Origin of the sequence: Aeromonas sp. PI_26, assembly GCF_027854445.1 — a bacterium.
GTDB lineage: Bacteria > Pseudomonadota > Gammaproteobacteria > Enterobacterales > Aeromonadaceae > Aeromonas > Aeromonas veronii.
In genome coordinates, this window is the sequence record NZ_JAJNOE010000003.1 from 136,880 (window position 1) to 161,031 (window position 24,152).

At 57.7% G+C, this 24,152-nt stretch carries 20 protein-coding genes; 12 read left to right on the plus strand and 8 right to left on the minus strand.

Going from position 1 to position 24,152, the window contains the following annotated elements; all coding sequences use genetic code 11:
• The 3 genes from LRL22_RS05405 (at position 1) to rnd (ending at position 3,975) form a co-directional block, all read left to right on the plus strand.
• On the plus strand, positions 1–879 hold the full coding sequence (locus tag LRL22_RS05405) for an alpha/beta fold hydrolase (RefSeq protein ID WP_270904891.1): 879 nt from the start codon (positions 1–3) through the stop codon (positions 877–879).
• A 198-nt stretch (positions 880–1,077) separates the two neighbouring features.
• Positions 1,078–2,754 (plus strand): long-chain-fatty-acid--CoA ligase FadD, encoded by a 1,677-nt coding sequence (fadD, locus tag LRL22_RS05410; RefSeq protein WP_085942148.1) that lies wholly within the window; start codon positions 1,078–1,080, stop codon positions 2,752–2,754.
• 108 nt (positions 2,755–2,862) lie between these two features.
• Positions 2,863–3,975, plus strand: coding sequence for a ribonuclease D (gene rnd / locus LRL22_RS05415; protein ID WP_058059758.1), 1,113 nt, complete (start codon positions 2,863–2,865; stop codon positions 3,973–3,975).
• Between the two features lie 809 nt (positions 3,976–4,784).
• Here the strand turns inward: rnd and LRL22_RS05420 are convergent.
• The 3 genes from LRL22_RS05420 to selD are packed head-to-tail and all read right to left on the minus strand — an operon-like array spanning position 4,785 to position 7,601.
• Entirely contained in the window at positions 4,785–5,429 is a 645-nt protein-coding gene (locus LRL22_RS05420) for an MBL fold metallo-hydrolase (RefSeq protein ID WP_270904892.1), read from the minus strand.
• Between the two features lie 22 nt (positions 5,430–5,451).
• Positions 5,452–6,567 carry a tRNA 2-selenouridine(34) synthase MnmH gene (gene mnmH / locus LRL22_RS05425; protein WP_270904893.1) on the minus strand — a complete coding sequence of 372 codons (1,116 nt, stop codon included), beginning with the start codon at positions 6,565–6,567 and terminating at the stop codon, positions 5,452–5,454.
• The gene (gene selD / locus LRL22_RS05430; protein ID WP_270904894.1) at positions 6,564–7,601 is read right to left on the minus strand and encodes a selenide, water dikinase SelD; all 1,038 of its coding nucleotides are present in this window, start codon (positions 7,599–7,601) and stop codon (positions 6,564–6,566) included. The genes mnmH and selD overlap by 4 nt, the downstream gene beginning before the upstream one ends.
• Positions 7,602–8,006: 405 nt before the next feature.
• On the opposite strand from selD, the gene LRL22_RS05435 reads away from it, so the two are divergent.
• Complete coding sequence (locus LRL22_RS05435) at positions 8,007–8,435, plus strand: GNAT family N-acetyltransferase (protein ID WP_270904895.1); 429 nt, start codon at positions 8,007–8,009, stop codon at positions 8,433–8,435.
• 34 nt (positions 8,436–8,469) lie between these two features.
• Here the strand turns inward: LRL22_RS05435 and LRL22_RS05440 are convergent, their stop codons facing one another.
• Complete coding sequence (locus LRL22_RS05440) at positions 8,470–9,654, minus strand: acyltransferase family protein (protein ID WP_270904896.1); 1,185 nt, start codon at positions 9,652–9,654, stop codon at positions 8,470–8,472.
• Between the two features lie 352 nt (positions 9,655–10,006).
• On the minus strand, positions 10,007–11,200 hold the full coding sequence (locus LRL22_RS05445) for a class I SAM-dependent methyltransferase (protein WP_270904897.1): 1,194 nt from the start codon (positions 11,198–11,200) through the stop codon (positions 10,007–10,009).
• A gap of 293 nt (positions 11,201–11,493) precedes the next feature.
• Between LRL22_RS05445 and LRL22_RS05450 the strand changes: the two genes are divergently transcribed.
• Positions 11,494–13,062, plus strand: coding sequence for a flagellin N-terminal helical domain-containing protein (locus LRL22_RS05450; protein ID WP_270904898.1), 1,569 nt, complete (start codon positions 11,494–11,496; stop codon positions 13,060–13,062).
• Positions 13,063–13,188: 126 nt separating this feature from the next.
• Here LRL22_RS05450 and LRL22_RS05455 read toward each other — a convergent pair whose 3' ends face one another.
• The gene (locus tag LRL22_RS05455; protein ID WP_270904899.1) at positions 13,189–14,619 is read right to left on the minus strand and encodes a methyl-accepting chemotaxis protein; all 1,431 of its coding nucleotides are present in this window, start codon (positions 14,617–14,619) and stop codon (positions 13,189–13,191) included.
• An 82-nt stretch (positions 14,620–14,701) separates the two neighbouring features.
• Between LRL22_RS05455 and LRL22_RS05460 the strand changes: the two genes are divergently transcribed.
• Together LRL22_RS05460 and LRL22_RS05465 are read left to right on the plus strand one after the other, a co-directional pair.
• A complete protein-coding gene (locus LRL22_RS05460; RefSeq protein ID WP_033113652.1) occupies positions 14,702–14,974 on the plus strand; it encodes an acylphosphatase in 273 nt (90 codons plus the stop codon).
• Positions 14,975–14,989: 15 nt separating this feature from the next.
• Entirely contained in the window at positions 14,990–15,748 is a 759-nt protein-coding gene (locus LRL22_RS05465) for a CHAD domain-containing protein (protein ID WP_270904900.1), read from the plus strand.
• Positions 15,749–15,857: 109 nt separating this feature from the next.
• Here the strand turns inward: LRL22_RS05465 and metG are convergent, their stop codons facing one another.
• Positions 15,858–17,891 carry a methionine--tRNA ligase gene (gene metG, locus LRL22_RS05470; protein WP_270904901.1) on the minus strand — a complete coding sequence of 678 codons (2,034 nt, stop codon included), beginning with the start codon at positions 17,889–17,891 and terminating at the stop codon, positions 15,858–15,860.
• 186 nt (positions 17,892–18,077) lie between these two features.
• Between metG and apbC the strand changes: the two genes are divergently transcribed.
• The 4 genes from apbC (at position 18,078) to LRL22_RS05490 (ending at position 22,407) form a co-directional block, all read left to right on the plus strand.
• A complete protein-coding gene (gene apbC, locus LRL22_RS05475; RefSeq protein WP_270904902.1) occupies positions 18,078–19,160 on the plus strand; it encodes an iron-sulfur cluster carrier protein ApbC in 1,083 nt (360 codons plus the stop codon).
• 110 nt (positions 19,161–19,270) lie between these two features.
• On the plus strand, positions 19,271–19,915 hold the full coding sequence (gene udk / locus LRL22_RS05480) for a uridine kinase (RefSeq protein WP_041207717.1): 645 nt from the start codon (positions 19,271–19,273) through the stop codon (positions 19,913–19,915).
• A 63-nt stretch (positions 19,916–19,978) separates the two neighbouring features.
• Positions 19,979–20,560 carry a dCTP deaminase gene (dcd, locus tag LRL22_RS05485; RefSeq protein WP_005336719.1) on the plus strand — a complete coding sequence of 194 codons (582 nt, stop codon included), beginning with the start codon at positions 19,979–19,981 and terminating at the stop codon, positions 20,558–20,560.
• A 377-nt stretch (positions 20,561–20,937) separates the two neighbouring features.
• Positions 20,938–22,407: an inorganic phosphate transporter gene (locus LRL22_RS05490; protein WP_128816432.1), complete on the plus strand. Its 1,470-nt coding sequence runs from the start codon at positions 20,938–20,940 to the stop codon at positions 22,405–22,407.
• A 132-nt stretch (positions 22,408–22,539) separates the two neighbouring features.
• On the opposite strand, the gene LRL22_RS05495 is transcribed toward LRL22_RS05490, so the two are convergent.
• Positions 22,540–22,791, minus strand: coding sequence for a DUF1289 domain-containing protein (locus LRL22_RS05495; protein ID WP_005336715.1), 252 nt, complete (start codon positions 22,789–22,791; stop codon positions 22,540–22,542).
• A gap of 150 nt (positions 22,792–22,941) precedes the next feature.
• Here LRL22_RS05495 and mltA point away from each other — a divergent pair, with 150 nt between their 5' ends.
• Positions 22,942–24,093 (plus strand): murein transglycosylase A, encoded by a 1,152-nt coding sequence (mltA, locus tag LRL22_RS05500; RefSeq protein ID WP_203119121.1) that lies wholly within the window; start codon positions 22,942–22,944, stop codon positions 24,091–24,093.
• The last annotated feature ends 59 nt before the right edge of the window (positions 24,094–24,152 follow it).

Genomic DNA, 24,152 nt, shown 5'->3' on the forward strand with positions numbered 1-24,152 from the left:
ATGATCAACAGCATCAAAAGCACTCTGCACGAACGTCTGCTGACCTTGGCAGATGGGCGGCGGGTAGCCCTGCTGGATAACCAGTCTGCGGAGCATGATCAGCAGGGCAAACCTCTGCTGATCGCCCTGCATGGCTGGCTCGACAATAGCGCCAGCTTCTTGCCGCTGGCGCCGCATCTGGGAGATTTTCACCTCATCTTTGTCGATCTGCCGGGGCACGGTCACTCCGATCACAAGACCCCCCCTTATGTCTTTGTCGACTGGCTGGACGATCTCTACCAGATCGTGCAGGCGGCGGGCTGGTCACGCTTCACTCTGCTCGGTCACTCCCTCGGGGCGTTGATCGCCTCGGCCTATGCCGGGGTGTTTCCCGAACAGGTGGAGCGGTTGATCATGCTGGAGGGGCTGGGCCCGCTCAGTCAGCCCGATGAGGAGGTACCTGCCCAGCTGCGACGTGCGATTTTAAACCGCAGTCGCACCCGGGAGCGCAGTGCCAACGGCTTTGCTTCCATCGATGAGGCTGTCGCCGCCCGTTGCAAAGTGGCGGATATCACGCCGCAGGCGGCGCGCCTTATCTGTGAACGGCAGCTTGAAGAGCGGGCAGGGCGCTGGTACTGGCGCAGCGACCCCCGCTTGCGGGATCTTTCACCCCTGAGAATGAGCGAAGGACAGGCTCGTGCATTGATGGTGGCTATCCGTTGTCCTGTGCTGTTGATTCAGGGGGAGCAGGGCTTTGCTGCGCTTGAAGCCCAATGGCAGGCCCGTCAGGATGCCTTCCAGCAGATCGAGCGGGTCATATTGGGTGGAAACCACCATTTTCATATGGAAAATTCGGTTGATACGGCCGTTTGTATCGTAAAGTTTTGTCAAGTTCGGTAGAATCGCCAGCTTTCAATAATTCCAGGTTTGTTTTCTCCCTCACATTTTTCTGTTGTTAATTTGCTGTTAATTGATGTTGCGCTGTGTAAATATGTGCGGCATTAGAGCATCAGCTTAAAACAACCGATTAAAATGGATGTGAACCGGGACGGAGGCAACACAGTGAGCGCACAGGTGCTAGTTATGCAGGAGAAGTTTGTGGAAAAAGTCTGGCTGAAACGTTATCCGGAAGGGGTCCCCGCCGAGATCAATCCAGACCAATACAGCTCCCTGGTCGAGATGTTCGAGTCCTCGGTAACCCAGTTTGCCGATCAGCCTGCCTTCGTCAACATGGGCCAAACCATCACCTACCGCCGGCTGGAAGAGCAGTCCCGCGCCTTTGCTGCCTACCTGCAAAACGAGCTGAAGCTGGAGAAAGGGGATCGGGTTGCGGTGATGATGCCCAACCTGCTGCAATATCCCATCGCCGTGTTCGGCATCCTGCGCGCCGGCATGATAGTGGTCAACGTCAACCCGCTCTATACCCCGCGCGAGCTGGAGCACCAGCTCAAAGATTCCGGTGCCAAAGCCATCGTCATCGTCTCCAACTTCGCCCATACCCTGGAAAAAGTGGTCTACGACACCCCGATCAAGCACGTTATCCTGACCCGGATGGGGGACAACCTGGGGCTGGCCAAGGGCACCCTGGTCAACTTCGTGGTCAAGTACGTCAAGAAGCTGGTGCCGAAATACAATCTGCCCCACGCTACCACCATGCGTCAGGCCCTCTCCAAGGGGCGTTTCCTGCAGTACATCAAGCCGGAGATCACCAACGACGATCTCGCCTTCCTGCAGTACACCGGTGGCACCACCGGCCTCTCCAAAGGGGCCATGCTGACTCATCGTAACATGATTGCCAACGTCGAGCAGTGCCTCGGCGTCTACGGCCCCATGCTGGAACGTGGCAAGGAGTTTGTGGTTACCGCATTGCCCCTCTATCACGTCTTCGCCCTTACCGTGAACTGCCTGCTCTTTATGCGTATCGGCGGTTACAACCTGCTGATCAGCAACCCGCGCGACATCCCGGGCTTTGTCAAAGAGATCAAGAAGTACCCCTTCACCTGCATTACTGGGGTTAACACCCTGTTCAATGCGTTGGTCAACAACGAAGAGTTTCAGGGCATCGCCTTTGACAAGCTCAAGCTCACCATCGGCGGTGGCATGGCGGTGCAGCGCGCGGTTGCGGAGAAGTGGAAGACGCTGACCGATACCCCGTTGCTGGAAGGCTATGGCTTGACCGAGTGCTCACCGCTGGTGAGCGTCTGCCCCTACGATCTGACCGACTACAACGGCTCCATTGGTCTGCCGGTCTGCTCTACCGAGATCCGGCTGGTGGATGACAACGGTCAGGTGATCCACGCCCTCGGCACCCCGGGCGAAATGCAGGTGCGCGGCCCGCAGGTGATGGTGGGCTACTGGCAGCGCCCGGAGGCGACCGCCGAAGTGATGCAGGATGGCTGGCTCTGTACCGGTGATATCGCCGTCTGCGACGAGCAGGGCTTCTTCAAGATCGTTGACCGCAAGAAGGACATGATCCTGGTCTCCGGTTTCAATGTCTACCCGAACGAGATCGAAGATGTCGTTGCCCTGCACCCGAAAGTGCTGGAAGTGGCCGCTGTCGGCGTGCCGCACAAGGTCTCCGGCGAGCTGGTGAAGATCTTTGTGGTCAAGAAAGATGCAAAATTGCAGGAGGACGAGATTATTGCCCACTGCCGTAAACATCTGACTGCCTATAAGGTGCCGAAACTGGTAGAATTTCGTGACGAACTTCCCAAGACCAATGTGGGCAAGATCCTGCGCCGCGTACTGCGCGACGAGGAGATTGCCAAGCAATAACCGGACTGTGGCTGCAGAAGCCTCTGCAAACCAGCACCGTCGTTATGCAAAACCGTGGGTCATCCCACGGTTTTTTCTTTTTGGCCCTGATCAACCGCGCAGGCACAGATGCACTATCAACTTATCACTCAGCAAGACGAACTTGAGCAGTATCTCGCTTCTCTGGCCGACGTTCCCCTGGCTATCGATACTGAATTCGTTCGCACCCGTACCTACTATCCCCAGCTTGGCCTGTTCCAGATCTATGACGGCGAGCATCTGGCGCTGCTGGATCCGCTTACCCTGGATCTCTCCGCCCTCTGGCAACGACTGGGCAGGGAAGGGCAGATCGCCATCCTGCACGCCTCTGGCGAAGATCTGGAGCTTATCCAGCATCAGGCTGGCCACCTGCCCAACCAGATGCACGACACCCAGCTTGCTACCGCCTTTCTCGGTTACGGCGTTTCGGTCGGCTTTGGTGCGCTGGTGAATGAATTCCTCGGGGTCGAGCTGGAAAAAGATCAGGCGCGCACCGACTGGCTGGCACGCCCGCTTACACCGCGTCAGCTCGAATACGCGGCGGCGGATGTCTTCTACCTGATGCCGCTCTACGAGAAGGTGATGGCCAAACTGCGGGAAAGCGGCAAGTTTGCCTGGTTCGAGCAGGAGTGCCAGAACCACTCCGCCCGCAAGACCCAGGGTAGCGATCCCCGTCAGGCATATCTTGACATCGTCAACGCCTGGCAACTGGGTCGCCGCGAGCTCGCCATTCTGCGCGAGCTGGCCGCCTGGCGCCAGCAAGAGGCGGTGCGCCGGGATCTGGCCCTCAATTTTGTGGTGAAAGAGCTGCACCTGTTCAAGGTGGCGGAGCGTCGTCCTGCCTCCCTGCGGGATCTCAACGAGCTCGGCCTCTCGCCCATCGAGATCAAGATCCACGGCAAGCGGATGCTCGATATTGTCGCCAAGGCGCAGCAGAGCGATCCTGACAGCTGGCCCGAGCCCATTCGCCGGCTCGTGGACTTTCCCCAGTACAAGGCCGAGCTCAAGCGCATCAAGGCCATGGTGGAAGAGAAGGCCAAGGCGAGCAATATTCCGCCCGAGCTGATTGCCAGCAAGAAGATCATTCACCAGTACTTCACCTGGAGCTGGCGGATGAACGACGAAGAGCGGGCCCGCAGCGACAAGCCGATGTTGCTGCAAGGGTGGCGTCATGAGCTGGTCGGTCACCTGCTGGCACAATAAGCCACCTTACGGTTGCACTTATAAATCAATCCTCACCCTCGGGTGGGGATTTTTTATTTTCAGGGGATATTTATGATTTAAAATGTCAGAATATCTTGCGGTCGCTTATCAAATAATTGTGGCTCAAGAACAAGAGGTAGAAATAAACGCGCTTATTTTTCATGACTGTGATGGCAATAAAAAGTTATATATCATTAATTGTCTTATTGAACTTAATAGTGAAAATTCTTACAAGATAGATAGAGGTAAGTCCGCTACCAATAAGACTGCAAACATGCAGATATGGTGATGCTTCAATAATTCCATTTCGCATGGCAGATGGGCATACTATAAAAATAGTCAACAAGAAGCACATAGGGATATTGATTGTATGCTGTCTATTTATTGCATTTCTATCATCTGGCCATATGAAAAAACCATATCTATATGCCATAACTAAAAAAATGGTGATCAACAATAGGTAGTATATAACTTGAGGCAGTACATAGGTTAGTAAGCTGCTGTAACTGGCCTGAATGGGGACAAACTCAGCTCTATATATTATTTCAAATGCAATATTAACGAGTAGTATTATTATCCCATGAATGGTTGTTGGGCGTTTGTAATCTCTGATTCTATATCTGGCTCGTGACTTCTTCAGGAAAAAAATAAATAACAATATGGCAATAGCTAAAGCAAGATACATTTTTGTTCCCAAGTTTTGATGGTCAGAGACAAATCATGGTGAATTATAAAGACTCGCTTGTACCTATAGCAATGAGGACTTCAGAAAAAAGGAAAAGGCAGCGGAACACCGCTGCCTTTTTTGATCACCAGATAGGCTGGGTCAGGTAGGGGTTGCTCACCTTCTCGCGGCCGAAGGTGGAGCTGGGGCCGTGGCCCGGGATAAAGACGATCTCGTCACCCAGCGGCAGCAGGGTCTCGGTGATCGACTTGATAAGCGTGCCGTGATCGCCACGGGGGAAGTCGGTGCGGCCTATGCTACCGGCAAACAGCACGTCGCCAACCCAGGCGAGTTTTTCGGCCTGACTCAGCAGCACGATATGGCCCGGGGTGTGGCCGGGGCAGAAGTAGACCTCCAGTTCGCACTGGCCAAGCTGCACCTTGTCACCCTGCTCAAGCCAGCGATCCGGCGTGAAGGCGGAGGTATGGGCGAAGCCGAACATCTGGCTCTGCTGGGGCAGCATGTCGAGCCAGAAGGCGTCCTCCTTGTGGGGACCGGTAATGGCGACGCCGGTCTTTTCCCGCAGCTCGGCGGCGGCACCCACATGATCCAGATGACCGTGGGTCAGCAGGATATGGGTCAGGGTCAGGCCGCGCTTGGCGATGGCCGCCAGCAGTTTGTCCGCTTCGCCGCCCGGATCGATCAGGGCCGCCTGATGGGTCTCGTCACACCAGATGAGGGAGCAGTTCTGGGCGAACTGGGTGACCGGGATCACCTCGAATTTCAACATAGAGTTCCTCTCTTGGGATGGGTCAGCCGCGCAGCGCGTTGGCATGCTGCTCGGCGAAATAGTCGAGACAGGCCTGTTTGTCACCGCGAAACACGATGCGCTCCTGCTTGTTGCCAAGCTGATAGAGATACATGGGGTCGTAGTAGCGGGTCAGCAGCAAGGTGATCCAGGCCAGATGCAGCGCGGTATCACCGCTCTTTTCCTGCTCGGTCAGGGCGGTCTGCATCAGGGCATCCAGCTCGCGGTGGGCCAGATCGCCAAGACGGCGCTTGAGGCGGGCCAGCGCATCGGTGAGGTAGGCGGCAAACAGTGGCCAACCGGCTTCCTGGCCATACATGGCTTGATAGCGCAGCCAGAGATCGTGCACGTAATCTTCGCGGATCTGCTCGGCCCGATCGATTTGCGGAACATCTACCACCACCAGCGGTGCCTGACTCATGGCCTCATGGAGGGAGAGGGGCAGGCAGCAGCGGCCGATCAGGCGACTCTCATCTTCGACCACGAAGGCATGCTCGCCCTGATGGCGGCGCTTGAGCAGTTCGATGGCCATGTTGTTTTCAAAGTTGATGTTGCTGGGCTGGCCGCCGGGCAGCTGACCAAACGACGAGCCCCTGTGATGGGCGTGTCCTTCCAGATCGAGCGCCTGGGCCACATGGTCCAGCATATGGGTCTTGCCGGAGCCGGTCATGCCGGTCAGCACACTCCAGTGACACTCTGCAGAGGCCTTGTCCTGGGTGTCGATCAGGAAGCGGCGCAGCTCCTTGTAGCCACCGGCGACGCGGGGGCGAGTCACCCCGGCATCAGCCAGCCACTGTTGTACGGTTTGCGAGCGTAGACCGCCGCGAAAGCAGTAGAGCAGGGCATCGGGCTGCTGGCGCAACTGCGCCAGCCAGCCTTCGAGTCGTTCGGCACGCACTGCTCCCCCCACCAGCTTGTGTCCAAGCTCAATGGCGGCGGCCTGACCCTGCTTCTTGAAGCAGGTCCCCACCTGGGCGCGCTCATCGTCTGTCATCAAGGGCAGGTTGGTCGAGCAGGGGAAGGCCCCCTCCTTGAACTCGATGGGGGCGCGCACATCAATCAACGGCACATCGCCTAAAAAAATCTGGGCGTAGTCCGTGGCCAGTGGCAATTCACTCATTGGACAATCTCGATAAAGCGGGAGCCCTCAAGGGGCTTGATCTGACCGATGGGCGAGAGTTCTAGGCCAGCTTCTTGCGCGATGGCGAGCAGCTCGGCTTCGCTCTCTTTACCCACGGCGACCAGCAGGCCGCCGCTGGTTTGCGGGTCGCACATGATGTTGCGGGTGCGATCGTCCATGGCATCCAGCTTGTGGCCGTAGGAGTCGTGGTTGCGCAGGGTACCGCCCGGAACGCAGCCCTCACTCAGGTAGTAATCCACCTCATCCAGCAGTGGCAGTGCCTTGAAGTCGAGGCGGGCGCTGACATTGGATCCTTCGCACATCTCCAGCAGATGGCCCGCCAGACCAAAACCGGTCACGTCGGTCATGGCGTGGACACCCGGCAGCTCGGCAAAGCGTTGACCGATCTTGTTGAGGGTGCACATGGCGTTGGGGGCCAGTTGCTCGTGTTCCGGCTTGAGCTTGCCCTTCTTCTGGGCGGTAGTGAGGATACCGATACCAAGAGGCTTGGTCAGATAGAGGGTGTCACCCACCTTGGCGGTATCGTTCTGCTTGATGGCGTCCAGGGGCACGATACCGGTGACCGCGAGGCCGAAGATGGGCTCGGGGGCATCGATACTGTGGCCACCGGCCAGTGAAATGCCCGCTTCGTGGCACACCTGACGGCCGCCGTCGATCACCTGCTGGGCCACTTCCGGCGCCAGGGTATTGATGGGCCAGCCGAGGATGGCGATGGCAACGATAGGCTTGCCGCCCATGGCGTAGATATCGCTGATGGCGTTGGTGGCGGCGATGCGGCCAAAGGTGAAGGGGTCATCGACGATGGGCATGAAGAAGTCGGTGGTGGAGACAATGCCCTGACCGTTGCCGATATCGACCACGGCCGCGTCATCTTTGCTGCTGTTGCCAACGATCAGGGTCGGGTCGTTGAAGCCCGGGATCTGGCTCTTGAGGATGGTGTCGAGTACCTTGGGAGAGATTTTGCAGCCGCAGCCAGCGCCGTGGCTGTATTGGGTCAGACGAATGGAAGACATACTTACCCCTTTTATTTGCAAACAGAGCAGAGGCTCTGTGGAGCCGTCTTGGTCAATGGGCGGCCTTGTAGTGAGGAAGACAAGAAGCCGCAAATATGGGTGGCCTCGGTGCCAACAGGGGCAGCGATGACTGGCAGTTATGAAAGACCGCCAGGCCGGACGGGGAAGAAATGGGCGACAAGGTACGCCAGCGCAGCCCCGCCAAGGGCCACAGGACGGGGCATTATGCCACATTTGCCCCTTGGGGTTCGAACAGGAATTCACATAAACAGCAGGGAATTGCCCGCACTTGCCTGTCATCGGTCTGGATCCGGCGCTGGCTGATTGATTGCAGTACAGATGCAGCAAAAAGAACGCCAAAGAGACCAACAGCACGCAACCGCCGATCTACAACAGGAGAGCTTAGTGACCACCACATTTTTGGTTAACCACCCCATCACCACGGCGCAGTTTGCGGCGTTGTTGGCGCAGACCTCGTTGGGGGCGAGACGGCCGCTGGACCATCCGGCCACCCTGCAGGGCATACTGGATAACGCCAATTTGCTGATCACCGCCTGGCAGGGCGAGACTCTGGTCGGGGTGGCCCGCTCGGTGACCGATTTTCATTTTTGTTGCTACCTCTCGGATCTGGCGGTGGCCGAGTCGGTGCAGGGGCAGGGGATTGGCAAAGCACTTATTCGCGAGACATTCTTGCAATTGCAGCCGGGCTGCAAGCTGATCCTGCTGGCCGCGCCGCAGGCGGTTGCATACTACCCCAAGCTTGGATTTAGCCAGCACCCGAGCGCCTGGGTGATGAGCAATCTGGATGAGCTGGTACTGGATGAGTTGGCATAAAACCGTCAACTCATCCAGGCAGGGCGAGATTAGCTTATCCGGCTTGCTCCAGCGCCGGTTGCCGTGACTTGCCCCAGCGGCGCAGGCGCCGTTGCAGTGGTCGCTCCAGCAGGTTGTAGCTCAAGGCAGAGAGCCCGATCAGCACCGCCAGCATCAGCAAGGTTGCCACTACCCCCAGCAGCGGATTGGTCTGGCCATACCACCACTCAGTGAGCACCGGCGCCAGATAGTGGATGAGTTCGCAACCGGTGAGCAGCATTAGCGCATGGAGCAGGTAGATGGAGTAGGAGAGATCTCCCAGCCAGTTGGTGAAGCGGTTATCCAAAAGGCGCAGCAGCGGACTCCGGCGCTCCCCCTGGGCGGCGGCAATCCAGATCAGCAGCACGTAGGAGGCGATCAGCAGCAGTGTCAGCTGCGGCGTCATGGCGAACTGCATCAGCGCGAAGGGCAGCACAAAGGCGATCAAGAGCGGCAGATCATGCTTCATCATGGGCGAGCCTTTCGCGGCCTTCACCCTCGGCAGCAGCCAGAGGCCGAGCACAAATTCACTTACCCCGCGCCCCACCGCCAACGCCCCGCTGGTGACATCCAACGTGCCGCGACTGTGCACGATAAAGGCCAGCACCGTCAGCGCCAGCAGGGGGGCGAGATGGCTCCAGCGACTGCGGGTGACTGCGAGGGGAATCAGCAGCGGGAACAATAGGTAGCTGATCCACTCTACGCTGAGGGACCAGGCGGCGAAGTTCCAGGTCAGCCCGTGATCGGTCACCACCTGCAGCAGCAGGAAGGCGCTTGGCAGCGCCTCGGCCGGGGTGAAGGGTGAACCGAAGGGCGGCATCCCTTCCCACTCCCACATCTTGAACAGGGGGCCAGCATAGAAGCCCACCCCGTGCTGTGCCTTGTAAAGCTCCCAGCCAACCAGCAATAGCAGGGTCACCAGATAGAGGGGGTAGACGCGGGTCAGCCGCAGCCAGAGAAAACGGCCATAGCTCACGGTGCGGGGCGTGCGGGTGAAGGCCTCGCCATAGACATGGGCCAGCACCACGCCGCTCAAAATAAAGAACAGGTCGACCCAGAGGTAGCCATTCTCGATGAGCTGGGTGTGGCCTGCGATCGACTCCATCCACTGGGGAAAGAGCAGCAAGCGGGCATGGAACAGCACCACCATCAGGGCAGCGATGCCCCGCAGCGGCGTTAACAGCGGCAATGATTGATTCATAACGGGATCCTTTGTGATGTTCAGCTTGGCCTGACATCGGTTTTTGTTGTTGTACCGTCCATCACTCCTGATGGGACGGTTGCCCCGGCTTGGCTGCCGCAGGCGGGATCACACTACGGAAAAGAGAGTCATACGGGTGTGATTTAAATCATAAATGTGCAGTTATTGTGCAAAGAAATTTAAACAGATAAAGACGTGGGACGCAGGCAGGGAAAGAGGAGGAGAGAGAACACCCATAAAGCAGAGAGGGTGGTCAACGGGGCGAGCGTCAGGCTTAGGCCTATAGGACGCGATGTAAAACAATCAGGCCCGCAAGGGGCCTGATTGATCACAAGGGGAGGGTGGTTGCCGATCAGCGGGCGCGTACCACCAGACCCTTGAGGTAGAAGCCTTCCGGATAGGCGGTACCGATGGGGTGATCAGACGCCTGGGAGAGCAGCTCCAGGATCTGGGCATCGCGACCGGCATCGAGCGCCGCATCGGCAACGATCTTCTGGAACAGGCTCTGCTCCATCAGGCCGGAGCAGGAGTAGGTCAAGAGCACGCCACCCGGTGCCAGCAGCTGGAACGCCAGCATGTTGATGTCCTTGTAGCCACGGCAGGCACCCAGCAGCTGCGCCTTGCTCTCGGCAAATTTAGGCGGATCCAGCACGATGACGTCGAACTTCTCGCCCTTTTCGCGGTATTCACGCAGCAGCTTGAACACGTCGTGACGGACAAACTGGGTATTGCTGGTATCCAGCCCGTTCAGCTCGGCGTTCTGGCGGGCGATATCCAGCGCATTCTGGGAGAGATCGACGTTGACCACTTCCTTGGCGCCGCCCTTGAGGGCATAGACGCCAAATCCACCGGTGTAGCAGAAGCAGTTGAGCACCCGCTTGCCTTCGGTGTACTTGGCTGCAGCCTGACGGTTGTCCCGTTGATCCAGATAGAAGCCGGTTTTGTGGCCGTTGCGAATGTCTACCTGGATCTTGACGCCGCCATTTTCCTCAATGACCACCGGCTCGTTCGGGGTCTCGCCATAGATAACGCCGGTGCGCTCTTTCAGCCCTTCCTTCTTGCGCACTGCCACATCGGAGCGCTCATAGATGCTGCACTCGGGGTAGAGGGTACGCAGTGCCTGCTTTATCAGCTCGCGCTGGAACTCGGCACCGGCAGAGAGAATTTGGCACACCAGAAAATCGGCATAACGGTCGATGGTCAGACCCGGCAGGCCGTCGGATTCGGCGGCGCAGAGGCGATAGCCGGTGAGGCCCTGACGCTTGATCAGCGGATCGCGAGACTCCTGCGCGTATTTGAGACGACGGATAAAGAAGTCGAGATCGACGGTCTCATCCTTGTCGAAGGTCCAGACCCGGGCACGGATCTGGGAGCTGCCTGACCAGGCGCCACGGGCGAGCCACTTGCCATCGTTGGCATAGATCTCGACGGTATCGCCGTCAATGGGGTTACCCTGAACCCGCTCAATCCCCTTGGAGAAGATCCAGGGGTGGCGACGCAGCAGGGATTTTTCGCGGCCTTTGACGAGATAGATGGAAGCGCTCATGGATGTTTGCCGATGGTAGAAAGAAAAGGGGCCACATTCTATGTGTAATAGGGCGGCTAAGCCAGCCTTTGCTGGTATATGGCGGAGTGACGAATTGTACGTCTGGACAACGACCGAGTGTTGCATATGCAGGATTTGCAGAATCTCAATGTTGGCGTTTCACGCTGCTTATCTTATATGCCACAGCTGGTTATGCTTGTTTTGCGTTCAATACTGGTTGTCATGTGCGCAAAATGTAGTCAGAAAAGCGTTTTAACCTTACTTTATAGTGATTTTCGCTAAAGAGTCATTTGATGATGTCGATAGTGGGGAAGACCATTTTGAATCTTTCCTGTATCGAGCTGTCCATGTCCCTCTCCATCGCTACCAATATTTCTGCCGTTAATGCTTCTCGCCATCTTGGTCAATCATCCAACACGCTGGATTCGGTATATCGACGACTCTCATCCGGCTTGCGCATCAACAGTGCCACTGATGATGCAGCCGGTTTGCAGATCAGTAATCGCCTCACCAGTGAAGTGAACGGGGTCAACACCGCTATTCGCAACGCCAACGATGGGATCTCGGTGATCAACGTGGCTGATGGTGCGCTTGATGAGTCGATGAACCTGATGCAGCGGATGCGCACCTTGGCGCTGCAGTCGGGAAGCGGTGCCAATACGGCAGAGGATCGTGTTGCTCTTAATGCCGAATTCAAGCAATTGCAGTTGGAGATGGACCGGATTGCCACAGGCACCCGGTTTGCCGGGCAGGATCTGCTGGCGGGGAGTTACAAAGGCATCTTCTCGGTTGGTGCCTATGCAGGGCAGAATACCGTCATTACCGATCTCAATGCCCAGACCAAAAATCTGGGGGAGATGGAGTGGCAAGCGCGCAGTCCGGCAGGTAGCAAACCGGGGGCATATGAGATTGCAGATCTCAAGCTGTCATCTCAGCCGGTCACCCTCAATGGCGTGACCTTTGACAAGGACTATTCCACCCTGGAAGCGTTCGTGGCAGATATCAACGGGACTATTTTCCCTAATAATCAGGGGCCGGTAAAAGCGCAACAACTGCCATTTTCAGTCGCCTCCGCAGTCGATTTATCCGCATTACCCTCCTATATCGATGTGGCGGGCCACTCTGTGGATTTGACCACGGGCATTGATATGACCGGATGGGATCCGGTCAATCCTACGCCCGAAAACGGCGATCTGATGAGGGAGGTGGTTCGGCGTATCAACAATACTGCGCAATCGGCAGGACTGGGTTTTTATGTGAGTGCCTCCAACAACAGCAATCCCGCCAACAATGAACTGACCATACATAGCTCTCAGGGAAACAGCCTTGCACTGGCCAATGGCACAACCCCTCCTGCGCAACCCGCACCACCGGCGCCTCCGGTGATCAGCAATTCCTCTCTAACCTCTCTGTTGCCCGACGTCACACCGACGACATATATCGGTCAGATGGAGCTTCGTTCATCAGGCGACAAGTATTCCAATATTGATATGCAGGGATCGAGTTTGAATGCGCTTGGTTTTTATCAAGAGGACAAGAAGAAATACACCGTTGATAACATTGATGTCCTGAGTGACGACAACGCCAGCAGGGCCATCAAAACCCTGGATGTGGGTATGAAACAGCTGGGTGTTCAGCGTTCTCGGCTCGGGGCCCAAGCCAACGCGCTGGATTCAAGGGTACGCAATCTGGCTAATGCCAATGAGAACCTCAGCGCTGCCCGCTCAAGGATCCGGGATGCCGACATGGCGCTAGAATCGGCGCGTTTGGTCAGCACTCAAATCTTGCAGCAGGCGAGCTCTTCGATTTTGAGTCAGGCAAACAGTCGCCCCAATGCGGCCCTGAGTTTGCTGCAATCCTGAGCGGTGCTGCCAGCCAGCATAGTAATTGGTCGCCATCCATTAGCACCATCAATAAAGAGAAGAGGCCACCCAGCGGGTGGCCTCTTCTCACATTGCCGCTTTTTACCGGACTTATTGTGGCAAGCGTCAGAGAGTGATCCCCTTGAGTGCCTGGGTCAGCTCGGTGGCAGTGGCTTTCAGTCCCTGAGTACCGGCTACCGAGGCGCTGGCAGACTCTTCCACCTGCGCCGCTTCATGGCGTACCTGATCGAGATTGTGGGTGATCTCGGCGGCCACCGAGCTCTGCTCTTCGCTGGAAGTGGCGATCTGGGTACTCATCTCCAGCACCGCATCGCTGTGGTTGCTCAGTTTTTCGATATCGAGCCCCACCTCGCTGATGAGTTGCTGGCTGCTGGCGGCGCGACCCACGGTTTTCTCCATGATGTCGTTCAGCGCTCCGGTGCCGGCTTGCAGCTCTTCGATCATCTGCTGGATCTCCACCGTTGCCTGCTGGGTGCGGCTGGCGAGGGTACGCACTTCGTCGGCCACCACCGCAAAGCCGCGTCCCTGCTCACCGGCGCGGGCCGCTTCGATGGCGGCGTTGAGGGCCAGCAGGTTGGTCTGCTGGGAGATGGCGTTGATGACGCTTACCACCTCGTTGATGCGGTTGGCATTGTGGGTCAGGCGCTCTACCGCACCGGAGGCATTGCCAATCTCGTCGGCTAGGGTGCGGATCGCCTCTATGGTACGGGCCACCCGGTTGGCGCCATTGGCCGCCTCTTCGCTCGATTGACGGGTCTGCTGCAGGGTGTCGTTGGCATTGCGCGCCACTTCGCGAATGGCGGCTGACATCTGTTCCATGGCGGTGGCCAGCGAATCCATGTGCTGGCGCTGGGCGCGCGCCATGTTTTCGCCTTCACTGGCGTGGTCGCGAAACTCGTCGGCGGCCATGGTCAGCGCCTCGGCAGACTCTTCGACCAGCTTGACGATCTGATGCTGGCGGTCGGTAAAGCGGTCGATGCTGCCCGCCAGGGTAGAGAACTCGTCGCGTACCGGGAAGAAGTTGAGGCGGAAGGTGAGATCACCGTCGGCCACGGTTTGCAGCGCCTTGTTGGTGGAGTAAAGGGCGCCGGAGACAAATGTCATCATGTAGTGGATCACCAGTGCCATCAGGGCCGCCAGCGCGCCAATCATGGTGAGCGTGGTGCCCTGATCATCCCACATTGAGGAGGTGCTGGTGTCGAGCTCGCCGGTCACATAGCCAGCCTGACCCGCTGGTGCGGTGAAGCGGTAGCGATCGCCCTGCTGTTCGAGCCCGCTCACCCCTTGTGGCTGGATGCGCAGATCGGCTGGCAGAGTGAGCGTTGGCTGCTGGCTGACCAGTTGCGCCGTGGTCTCGACCCGCTGCTGCAACTGCTCAACCTTGAGTTTTATCTCCTGCTCGTGGCTGTTTGCCAGCAGATACCAGCTGAGAAAGGCGATGATCAGCAAGGGAAGCCAGAAGGCGATGTGGAATTTTTCACTGATGGTGAGGTGAATGAGATAGCGGTCAACCCACCGGAATTTAACTTCTTTCATAATGGAGCTGCATCCTGCAGAGATAGAGTGTCGGGCACATTATCGTCTCGGGAATTTTTTTCTTAAGCAGAAGGTGTGAGAAATGGGAGAGCAATCGTTTGTCATTCGGGTGTGGGGGCAGGTGCAAGGGGTCGGATTTCGCTACTTCACCCGCGAGCGTGCCTTGCAGCTGGGGCTGCGCGGCCATGCCTACAACCTGGAGGATGGGTCGGTGGAGATCCTCATCAGCGGGCCGACGCAGGGGGTACAGATGATGCTGGGCTGGCTGGAACATGGCCCGCGCACCGCCCGGGTGACCCGGATGGAGTATGAAGAGGCGCTGCCGCCAAGCGGCCAGGGCTTTCATACCAACTGATCTGCCGGGGACATAATGGTTGCCGATACGCGTGATCCCTTGCTGGCGCAGGCTCGGGTGCTGGTTGCCAGCTACCGCCATGCTGCTCGCGCGGTGCGCCGTGAAGCGAGCGAAACCCATGTCCATGGTTACCGCATCGCAGCGCGCCGCATGCAGGCGCTGCTCGCATTGTGGCGACCCGCCCTTTGTCATCCAAAACTGGAACGACGGCTGCAGCGGGCCATTGGCCGACTCTCGGCCCTGCGCGATGCACAGGTTTACGCCGCGCGCTTTGGCGCGTCATCCACAATCGTCTTGCCCAAGGTGACGGTTCCCCTTTTTTCGGGCCTGCTTGCCCACTGGCTGTATGAATTAGAGCAAATTCCCGATACCTCAGGGCTGGCTCGTCACTACCGACGCCACCTTGCCCGTCGCCTCGATGGGGCATTGAGCCGACTTGATGAGCACCCGGCTGGCAACGTCTCCCATCGCCAGCAGCTGCGTCGCTGGCATCATCTGCGCCTTGAGATAAAACAGGCTCGTTATGGCGCCGAGTTACTGCTGGAGCTGGGGGCGGGGGAGGCACAGTGGGTCAGCGCCTTTAGTCATTGGCAGGAGCGGCTCGGGCAGTTGCAGGATTGGCGTCAGTGGCGGCGCGCCCTGAAAGGAAACAAACAGCAACGCAGAGTAAGGCGCAAACTAAAGCGCAAGATAGTGACGCAGTTACGCCGCCTCGATTGCCAGCAGGCTGAACTGGTGGGGCTCAAGGTGGCGATGCTGAATAGCCCGCTCTAACCATCCTGCTGTATGGTCAATGGGAGCAATCCGCAGAGTCGCAGAGACGAAAAGAGTGCAGAGACAAAAAAAGAGGCCCAGAGGCCTCTTTTTTATCGGTTCGATGCGCTTACTTGACGCGCATGCCCGGCTGGGCGCCTTCCTGCGGCTCCAGGAGCCAGAGATCCTTGCCGCCCGGGCCTGCGGCCAGCACCATGCCTTCGGACATGCCAAAGCGCATCTTGCGCGGGGCCAGGTTGGCCACCATCACGGTCAGCTTGCCTTCCAGATCTTCCGGGTTATAGGCGGACTTGATACCGGCAAACACCTGACGGGTTTCGCCGCCGATATCCAGTTGCAGCTTGAGCAGCTTCTCGGCTTCCGGTACCGCTTCGGCCTTCTTGATCAGCGCCACGCGCAGGTCAATCTTGGCGAAGTCGTCATAGGTGATGGTTTCGCTGATGGGGTCATCAGCCAGCGGGCCGCTCACTTTCGGTGCCTGCTCTTTGGCCAAATCTTCCTTGGATGCCTCGATCATGGCTTCAATCTTCGCAGGCTCGATGCGGGAGAAGAGGGCCTTGAACGGCGCAACGGCATGGTCGACCAGCGGCATCTCGATGCCATCCCAGCTGAGGGTTTCGGCCAGGAAGGCTTCGGCACGCTCGGCCAGCAGCGGCATGACGGGCTTCAAGTAGGCCATCAGCACGCGGAACAGGTTGATGCCGACAGAGCAGACAGCTTGCAGCTCGGCATCTGCCCCTTCCTGCTTGGCGATGACCCAGGGAGCCTTGTCGTCCACATAGCGGTTGGCCTTGTCGGCCAGCGCCATGATTTCGCGGATGGCGCGGCTGAACTCGCGGCTCTCATAAGCCTCGGCTATAGCGGTGCGGGCGTTGGCAAACTCGGCGTAGAGCTCGGGTTCGGCGCAGGTTGCCGCCAGCTTGCCGCCAAAACGCTTGGCGATAAAGCCGGCGTTGCGGGAGGCGAGGTTAACCAGCTTGTTGACCACGTCAGCGTTGACCCGCTGCACGAAGTCTTCGAGGTTCAGGTCCAGATCGTCGATGCGGCTGTTGAGCTTGGCGGCGTAGTAGTAACGCAGGCACTCCGGATCCAGGTGGTTCAGGTAGGTGGATGCCTTGATAAAGGTGCCCTTGGACTTGGACATCTTGGCGCCGTTGACGGTCACATAGCCGTGTACGTTGACCTTGGTCGGCTTGCGGAAGTTGGCACCTTCCAGCATGGACGGCCAGAACAGGCAGTGGAAGTAGGCGATGTCCTTGCCGATGAAGTGGTAGAGCTCGGCATCGGAGTCCGCTTTCCAGTAGCTGTCAAAGTCGATGTCGCCGCGCTTGTTGCACAGGTTCTTGAAAGAGGCCATGTAACCGATGGGGGCATCTAGCCAGACGTAGAAATACTTGCCCGGGGCTCCCGGAATTTCGAAACCGAAGTAGGGGGCGTCACGGGTGATGTCCCACTGCTGCAAGCCGCTCTCGAACCACTCCTGCATCTTGTTGGCCATCTCTTCCTGAATGGCGCCGGAGCCGCGCACCCACTCAGAGAGCCATTTTTCAAACTGCGGCAGGTCGAAGAAGAAGTGCTCGGAGTCCTTCATTACCGGAGTCGCGCCGGAGACGGCGGATTTCGGATCGATCAGTTCAGTCGGGCTGTAGGTAGCGCCGCAGCTGTCGCAGTTGTCGCCATACTGCTCCGGAGACTTGCACTTGGGGCAGGTTCCCTTGACGAAACGGTCCGGCAGGAACATGGATTTTTCCGGATCGAACAGCTGGGAGATGGTGCGGCTCTTGATAAAGCCACCATTTTTCAGGCGGCCGTAGATTAACTCCGCCAGCTCGCGGTTTTCTTCGCTGTGGGTGGAGTGATAGTTGTCAAAGCTGATGTTGAACCCGGCGAAATCTGCCTGGTGCTCCTTGGAGACAGCAGCAATCATCTCTTCCGGGGTGATCCCCATCTGCTGTGCCTTGAGCATGATCGGGGTGCCGTGGGCATCATCGGCACAGATAAAGTGCACCTGATGACCGCGCATTCGCTGATAACGAACCCAGATATCGGCCTGGATATGTTCCAGCATGTGGCCAAGGTGAATGGAGCCATTGGCATAGGGGAGGGCGCAGGTTACCAGCATTTTACGAGGATCAGTTGCCATATTACGTTCTTGATGTGCTTGTTGGGATGATAGAGTGCCGTGCATGTTACCCGAATTGGGGGTAGCCTGCCTAGGGTTGTGGCTGTGCCAACCTTGGCTGCACCTGCTGTTACGATGGCAGGCAAGCCACTGATTTGTGTGCGGTAACCGTTCACCTCAAGATAATGACAAGATAATGAGGAGTTAATGGTGATTGATTCAGTAAAACAGATCCTCGCCGAATTTAAGCCAGCAGGCTGGCACAAGGATCTGGTGGATGCCGGATTCGTTCGCGAGATCATCAATCAGGGTCAGGGGCTTACTATCCGGCTGGTATTGCCGTTTGCAGGTCTCTCGCTGCTCGATCAGCTCAAAGAGAACTACGATGCCAGACTGCGCAGTGCCACCGGTGCCGCCCGTATCGACTGGGCTCTGGAGATTGACGTCGCCAGCATGCCGAGGGCGCAGGGCCTCAATGCCGTGCAGGGCATTCGCAACATCATCGTGGTTGCTTCCGGCAAGGGGGGGGTAGGCAAGTCCACCACCGCGGTCAATCTGGCGCTGGCCCTGCAAAAAGAGGGGGCGCGGGTCGCTATTCTCGATGCCGATATCTATGGCCCTTCCATTCCCACCATGATGGGCACTCTCACAGAGCGCCCGGTCAGCCATGACGGCAAGCTGATGGAGCCGGTGATGGCCTGCGGCCTCAAGAGCAACAGCATCGGCTATCTGGTCTCCGAGCAGGATGCAACCATCTGGCGTGGCCCGATGGCGAGCAAGGCGCTGGCGCAGATCCTCCATGAGACCCGCTGGGGCGAGGTGGATTATCTGGTGGTAGACATGCCGCCGGGCACTGGCGATATCCAGCTCACCATGGCCCAGCAGGTGCCGACTTCGGCGGCGGTGATTGTCACAACCCCGCAAGATGTGGCGCTGGCCGATGCCCGCAAGGGGATCGCCATGTTCAACAAGGTCAATGTGCCGGTGCTCGGTATTATCGAGAACATGAGTTATCACGTCTGTAGCGCCTGCGGTCATCATGAGCCGCTATTCGGTACCGGTGGCGGCCAGAAGATGGCAGAGCAGTATCAAGTGGCACTGCTTGGTCAATTACCGCTGCACATCGATATCCGCCAACACATGGATGATGGCTGCCCGACGGTGTTCGGCGCACCGGAAGGAAGCCTGGCTCAGGCCTATTTGAAGCTGGCGCGCAGGGTAGGGGCTGAACTCTTTTTCAGCGCAAAACCGATTGCGACCCCGCTTTATACTGTCGCGCTGGATGAATAATCAGCTGTCGGTTACCTGATGGGGATTTGAGGGTGGGCATGGCCCACCCTTTTTCATATAATGGATCGGTTTAAACAATCCCCACTGCTCTTCTCTTTTAGGTATTTGTCATGTCTGATACTCAACATTCGTGTGTGATCATCGGTATTGCCGGCGCGTCCGCGTCTGGCAAAAGTCTTATAGCCCAGACCATTTATGAAGAGCTGGTGGCAGAACTGGGTGCAGGTCAGATTGGTGTGATCACCGAAGATTGCTACTACCGTGATCAGACCCACCTGACCATGGAAGAGCGGGTAAAAACCAACTATGACCACCCCAATGCGCTGGATCACGACCTGCTGGTTCAGCACCTGAGTCAATTGCTGAAAGGGGATGCGGTAGACATTCCCCAGTACTCCTACACCGAGCACACCCGGATGAGCGAGGTAACTCCGTTCGCCCCGCGCCGCGTGATTATTCTGGAAGGTATTCTACTGTTGACCGACAGCCGTCTGCGCGACCTGATGGATGCCTCCATCTTTATGGATACCCCGCTCGACATCTGCCTGTTACGCCGTCTGGTGCGTGATGTGCAGGAGCGTGGCCGTACCATGGACTCCGTGCTCAAGCAGTACCAGAAGACGGTACGTCCGATGTTCCTGCAGTTTATCGAGCCGTCCAAACAGTATGCCGATGTGATCGTGCCCCGTGGTGGCAAGAACCGCATCGCCATCGACATGCTCAAGGCGCGTATCCGCCACATGTTGATCGGTTAAGATGAAACAAGCCGGGTGATGCCCGGCTTTTTTAAAAGCACAATTTGTCAGGAGAGTCGCCCAATGCGTCTGTGTGATACCGATATTGAACGCCATCTGGATGAAGGCAAGATCGTCATTGAGCCACGGCCCGGGGTAGAGCGGATCAGTGGTGTCAGTGTCGATGTGCTGCTGGGTAACGAGTTTCGGGTGTTTCGCGATCATACCGCACCCTATATCGACCTGAGCGGCCCGAGCAGCGAGATGGCCGATGCCATCGATCGGGTGATGAGTGACGAGATCCACATCCCCGATGGCGAAGCCTTCTACCTGCACCCGGGTCAGCTGGCGCTGGCGGTGACCTACGAATCCGTCACCCTGCCTGCCGATATCGTCGGCTGGCTGGATGGCCGCTCTTCATTGGCGCGCCTGGGTTTGATGGTGCACGTGACCGCGCACCGGATCGATCCGGGTTGGTCCGGTCGCATCGTGCTGGAGTTCTACAACGGCGGCAAACTGCCGCTGGCACTGCGCCCGAAGATGAAGATCGGCGCCTTGAACTTCGAGATGCTCTCCGGCGTCGCGGCCCGTCCCTACAACAAGCGGGAAAATGCCAAGTACAAGAGCCAACAGGGCGCCGTTGCCAGTCGTATCAATCAGGACTGATAACTGGCAACACGGCAACGATGCAAGGGAGCACAAGGTGCTCCCTTTTTGCATCTGGAATCAAACGGATATGGGGCTGATGGTGCTGGTCGGATGAGATTGACGGGGCAGGGACGTTTTATCACCACTTTCGCCCGTTTTTCTGTCATAAAAACGTCATAAAAATGAAATTATTGGCTTAATTGTCAGCTATTTTTGCCCTTTCCCGCAATCATTGATGGCTTTAATTAATCGATGGCAAGCCGCATGAAGACTGGCTCTAGGATATTTTTTTCCAAAAAGCTCTTTTTTTTTATGGCTGAAATATTTCAATGGTGGCTATGGTGTTGGCCGCCATCTGGCATAATCCGCCGCAACTCATAAACAGGCTTTTTTTTATGTTTGAAATGTTTAGTGGTTTGGGTTTGTGGTGGTCAATCGGTTTGGTATTGGCCGTTTTTTTTGTGCTTGCCTATGAATTTATCAACGGCTTTCACGATACCGCCAACGCGGTAGCAACGGTTATCTATACCAAGGCGATGCCAGCTCACCTGGCGGTCGTTGCATCGGGGATCTTCAACTTTTTTGGCGTCATGTTTGGTGGGTTGGGTGTGGCCTATGCCATTGTCCATCTGCTGCCCATCGACCTGCTGCTTGGGATGGACTCCACCCAAGGGTTGATCATGGTCTTCTCCTTGCTGTTTTCCGCCATCGTGTGGAACCTGGGCACCTGGTTCTTCGGGATCCCGGCCTCCAGTTCACATACCTTGATCGGTTCCATTCTGGGGGTAGGCGGTGCCTATGCCTGGATCACCCATAAACCGGTGACAGAAGGGATTAACGTGGGCAAAGCAATCGACATCATGCTTTCCCTCATCATCTCTCCCACCATCGGCTTCATCATCGCGGCGCTGCTGCTGCTGGCGATGAAGCGCATCTGGACCAGCAACAAGATCCACAAAACGCCGGAAGAGCGCCAGCTGGTGGATGGCAAGAAACACCCGCCGTTCTGGGCGCGTCTGACCCTGGTGGCCTCGGCCATGGGCGTCAGCTTCGTGCACGGCTCTAACGATGGCCAGAAGGGCATCGGTCTGGTGATGCTGGTGCTGATCTGTATGGCGCCTGCCTATTTCGCACTGGACATGAACAGCCGTGCCTATGATCTGGACCGGACCCAGGATGCCAACCAGCGCATCATGGAGATCTACCAGCGCAACCAGTCTGCTCTCTCTGGCGTTATCAACTTCTCTGCACCGGCAACGGCTCAGGAAGAGCTGATGACCCACTGCTCCGCCGATGGCGTGCTGCAGGCGATGGCCACCCTGGATGCCCGTCTGGGTGCCGTGCGTACTTATGATCAGATGAGCCTGACCGACCGCCGCGAGGTGCGTCGTCTGCTGCTCTGTATCGATGACACTGCCCGCAAGGTTGCCAAGCTGCCGCTGCCCGCCAAGGAGCTGACCGATCTGGCCAAATGGCGCAAGGATCTGACCGCGACCGCTGAATACGCACCGACCTGGGTGATCGTCTCCATCGCGCTGGCGCTCGGTTGTGGCACCATGGTGGGCTGGCGTCGTATCGTTCATACCGTGGGCGAGAAGATCGGCACTACCGGCATGACCTATAGCCAGGGCATTGCGGCCCAGATCACGGCAGCAACCTCCATCGGGGTCGCCAGTCTGACCGGTATGCCGGTGTCCACCACCCATATTCTCTCTTCTGCTGTGGCGGGGACCATGATTGCCAATAAATCCGGCCTGCAGAGCCAGACTATCAAGACCATCCTGATGGCCTGGGTGCTGACCCTGCCGCTGACCATGTTGCTCTCCGGTGGCCTGTTCATCGTCAGCCACCATCTGTTTGGTTGATCTGCCGCGTTCATAACGCGCATCACAATGACAATGCTGCCCGGTCGAAAGATCGGGCGGCATTTTTTATATGCTGGATAGGTCTTGTCTCGTGAGCGCAGGAATATGGCTTGCAGGGATGTTAGGTGCGGGTCAGAAATCCCAGCCAGATTGCGGTATTGGCTCGGGTTGATCGCCTTCGCGAGCCTTGCGCCGCGCAGCCTCGACCCGGCGTTTGCGATCCCGGCACAAGCGCATCACCTCTTGTTGCTGGGCAGGGGTCATGGTGAGCCAGTTGAAACGCTCTTCGCGATTGCGCAGGCACCCCTTGCAGTAGCCTTTGTTGTTCACTTCGCAGACCCCGATGCAGGGGCTCTGCAGCGGGAATATTTCGAGCTGTTCCATCCATCACCTCTCACATCCTGTCACCTTGTTATAACCCAGCGGATCCCCTTTGGAGAAATCCTGCTTCAAGTGATTGATGTCGTTTGCTTTCCCCCTGCAAATTTGGCATCTTCCCCGCCGAGCATGGCTCTTGGCGTTATATGAGGACATATGAACAAACACGCGTACTGGCTGACCGCCGCAGTGCTGGGACTGGCCGGTTGTGCGGGCAACTCTGACAAAGCAGAAGTGCCCAAAAAACAGACCGACAACAGATGCTTTCTTAACTGCGAGGTGCCGGAAAATCTGGGCAAGCAGTATCTGGACGGGACCTTGCCAGAGGATCTGGTGAGGGTGGAGCGGGTCAATAGCCGTGCGCGTGCCGACTACAGCAAGTTTGGCCCGCAAAGCAAACTGGTATTGGAGCGCTCCGGCAAGATGACCCGCCGTTATGGCGAGCTCTATCACCAGCTCTCCCGCTGGGTAGCGAGCGGCGGCAATCCTGCCGACATCACCCGTTACGGTATCAGCCTGGCTCAGCTGGGCGGTGCTGATCGCATGGGTAACGTGCTCTTTACCGGTTACTACTCGCCGGTGCTGGAGGTGCGTCACCGCCCGGATGCCAAGTACAAATATCCCATCTATGCCATGCCCAAATGTGGCGGTCGCTGTCCGACCCGGGCCGAGATCCATCAGGGAGCCCTGGCCAACCGCGGACTGGAGCTGGGTTACAGCAAATCCCTTATCGACAACTTCCTGATGGATGTACAGGGCTCCGGCTTTGTCCACTACGGGGATGACGATCGGCTGCAATATCTGGGCTACAGCGGCAAGAACGGCCACGGTTACGTGAGTATTGGTCGGGTACTGATCGACCGCGGTGAAGTGCCCAAAGAGCAGATGTCGATGAAGGCCATCAAGGAGTGGGCCAACCGCCAGCCGGAGGAGAGCGTCAAGGAGCTGGTGGAGCAGAACCCCTCCTATGTCTTCTTCGAGCGTCGACCCACCAATGATGTGATCGGCGCAGCCGGTATCCCGTTGCTGCCGCTGGCGGCCGTCGCTGCCGACAAGACCCTGCTGCCGATGGGGACCCCGATCCTCGCTGAAGTCCCCTTGCTCGACAAAGAGGGCAACTGGACCGGCAAGCACCAGCTGCGGCTGTTGATTGCGCTGGATGTGGGCGGGGCGGTGAAGAAGGGCCACCTCGATCTCTACCACGGCATGGGCGAGAAGGCTGGCGTCGCAGCCGGTCACTACAAGCACTTTGGCCGGGTCTGGAAGCTGGGTCTGCACCACGGGCCGACTGCCGCCCCCTGGTTGTAATCCTCTGATGGGGTGGGCGTCTGTCATCGAGCGCCCGAGCAAACCCGAACAAAGATGAA

What these genes read in the sequence shown, in the direction of transcription:
- LRL22_RS05405 (WP_270904891.1), top strand. Translation starts at nt 1, where the DNA reads ATGATCAACAGCATCAAAAGCACTCTGCACGAACGTCTGCTGACCTTG.
- rnd (WP_058059758.1), top strand. Translation starts at nt 2,863, where the DNA reads ATGCACTATCAACTTATCACTCAGCAAGACGAACTTGAGCAGTATCTC.
- LRL22_RS05420 (WP_270904892.1), bottom strand. Translation starts at nt 5,429, where the DNA reads ATGTTGAAATTCGAGGTGATCCCGGTCACCCAGTTCGCCCAGAACTGC.
- mnmH (WP_270904893.1), bottom strand. Translation starts at nt 6,567, where the DNA reads ATGAGTGAATTGCCACTGGCCACGGACTACGCCCAGATTTTTTTAGGC.
- selD (WP_270904894.1), bottom strand. Translation starts at nt 7,601, where the DNA reads ATGTCTTCCATTCGTCTGACCCAATACAGCCACGGCGCTGGCTGCGGC.
- LRL22_RS05440 (WP_270904896.1), bottom strand. Translation starts at nt 9,654, where the DNA reads ATGAATCAATCATTGCCGCTGTTAACGCCGCTGCGGGGCATCGCTGCC.
- LRL22_RS05445 (WP_270904897.1), bottom strand. Translation starts at nt 11,200, where the DNA reads ATGAGCGCTTCCATCTATCTCGTCAAAGGCCGCGAAAAATCCCTGCTG.
- LRL22_RS05450 (WP_270904898.1), top strand. Translation starts at nt 11,494, where the DNA reads ATGATGTCGATAGTGGGGAAGACCATTTTGAATCTTTCCTGTATCGAG.
- LRL22_RS05455 (WP_270904899.1), bottom strand. Translation starts at nt 14,619, where the DNA reads ATGAAAGAAGTTAAATTCCGGTGGGTTGACCGCTATCTCATTCACCTC.
- LRL22_RS05460 (WP_033113652.1), top strand. Translation starts at nt 14,702, where the DNA reads ATGGGAGAGCAATCGTTTGTCATTCGGGTGTGGGGGCAGGTGCAAGGG.
- LRL22_RS05465 (WP_270904900.1), top strand. Translation starts at nt 14,990, where the DNA reads ATGGTTGCCGATACGCGTGATCCCTTGCTGGCGCAGGCTCGGGTGCTG.
- metG (WP_270904901.1), bottom strand. Translation starts at nt 17,891, where the DNA reads ATGGCAACTGATCCTCGTAAAATGCTGGTAACCTGCGCCCTCCCCTAT.
- apbC (WP_270904902.1), top strand. Translation starts at nt 18,078, where the DNA reads ATGGTGATTGATTCAGTAAAACAGATCCTCGCCGAATTTAAGCCAGCA.
- udk (WP_041207717.1), top strand. Translation starts at nt 19,271, where the DNA reads ATGTCTGATACTCAACATTCGTGTGTGATCATCGGTATTGCCGGCGCG.
- dcd (WP_005336719.1), top strand. Translation starts at nt 19,979, where the DNA reads ATGCGTCTGTGTGATACCGATATTGAACGCCATCTGGATGAAGGCAAG.
- LRL22_RS05490 (WP_128816432.1), top strand. Translation starts at nt 20,938, where the DNA reads ATGTTTGAAATGTTTAGTGGTTTGGGTTTGTGGTGGTCAATCGGTTTG.
- LRL22_RS05495 (WP_005336715.1), bottom strand. Translation starts at nt 22,791, where the DNA reads ATGGAACAGCTCGAAATATTCCCGCTGCAGAGCCCCTGCATCGGGGTC.
- mltA (WP_203119121.1), top strand. Translation starts at nt 22,942, where the DNA reads ATGAACAAACACGCGTACTGGCTGACCGCCGCAGTGCTGGGACTGGCC.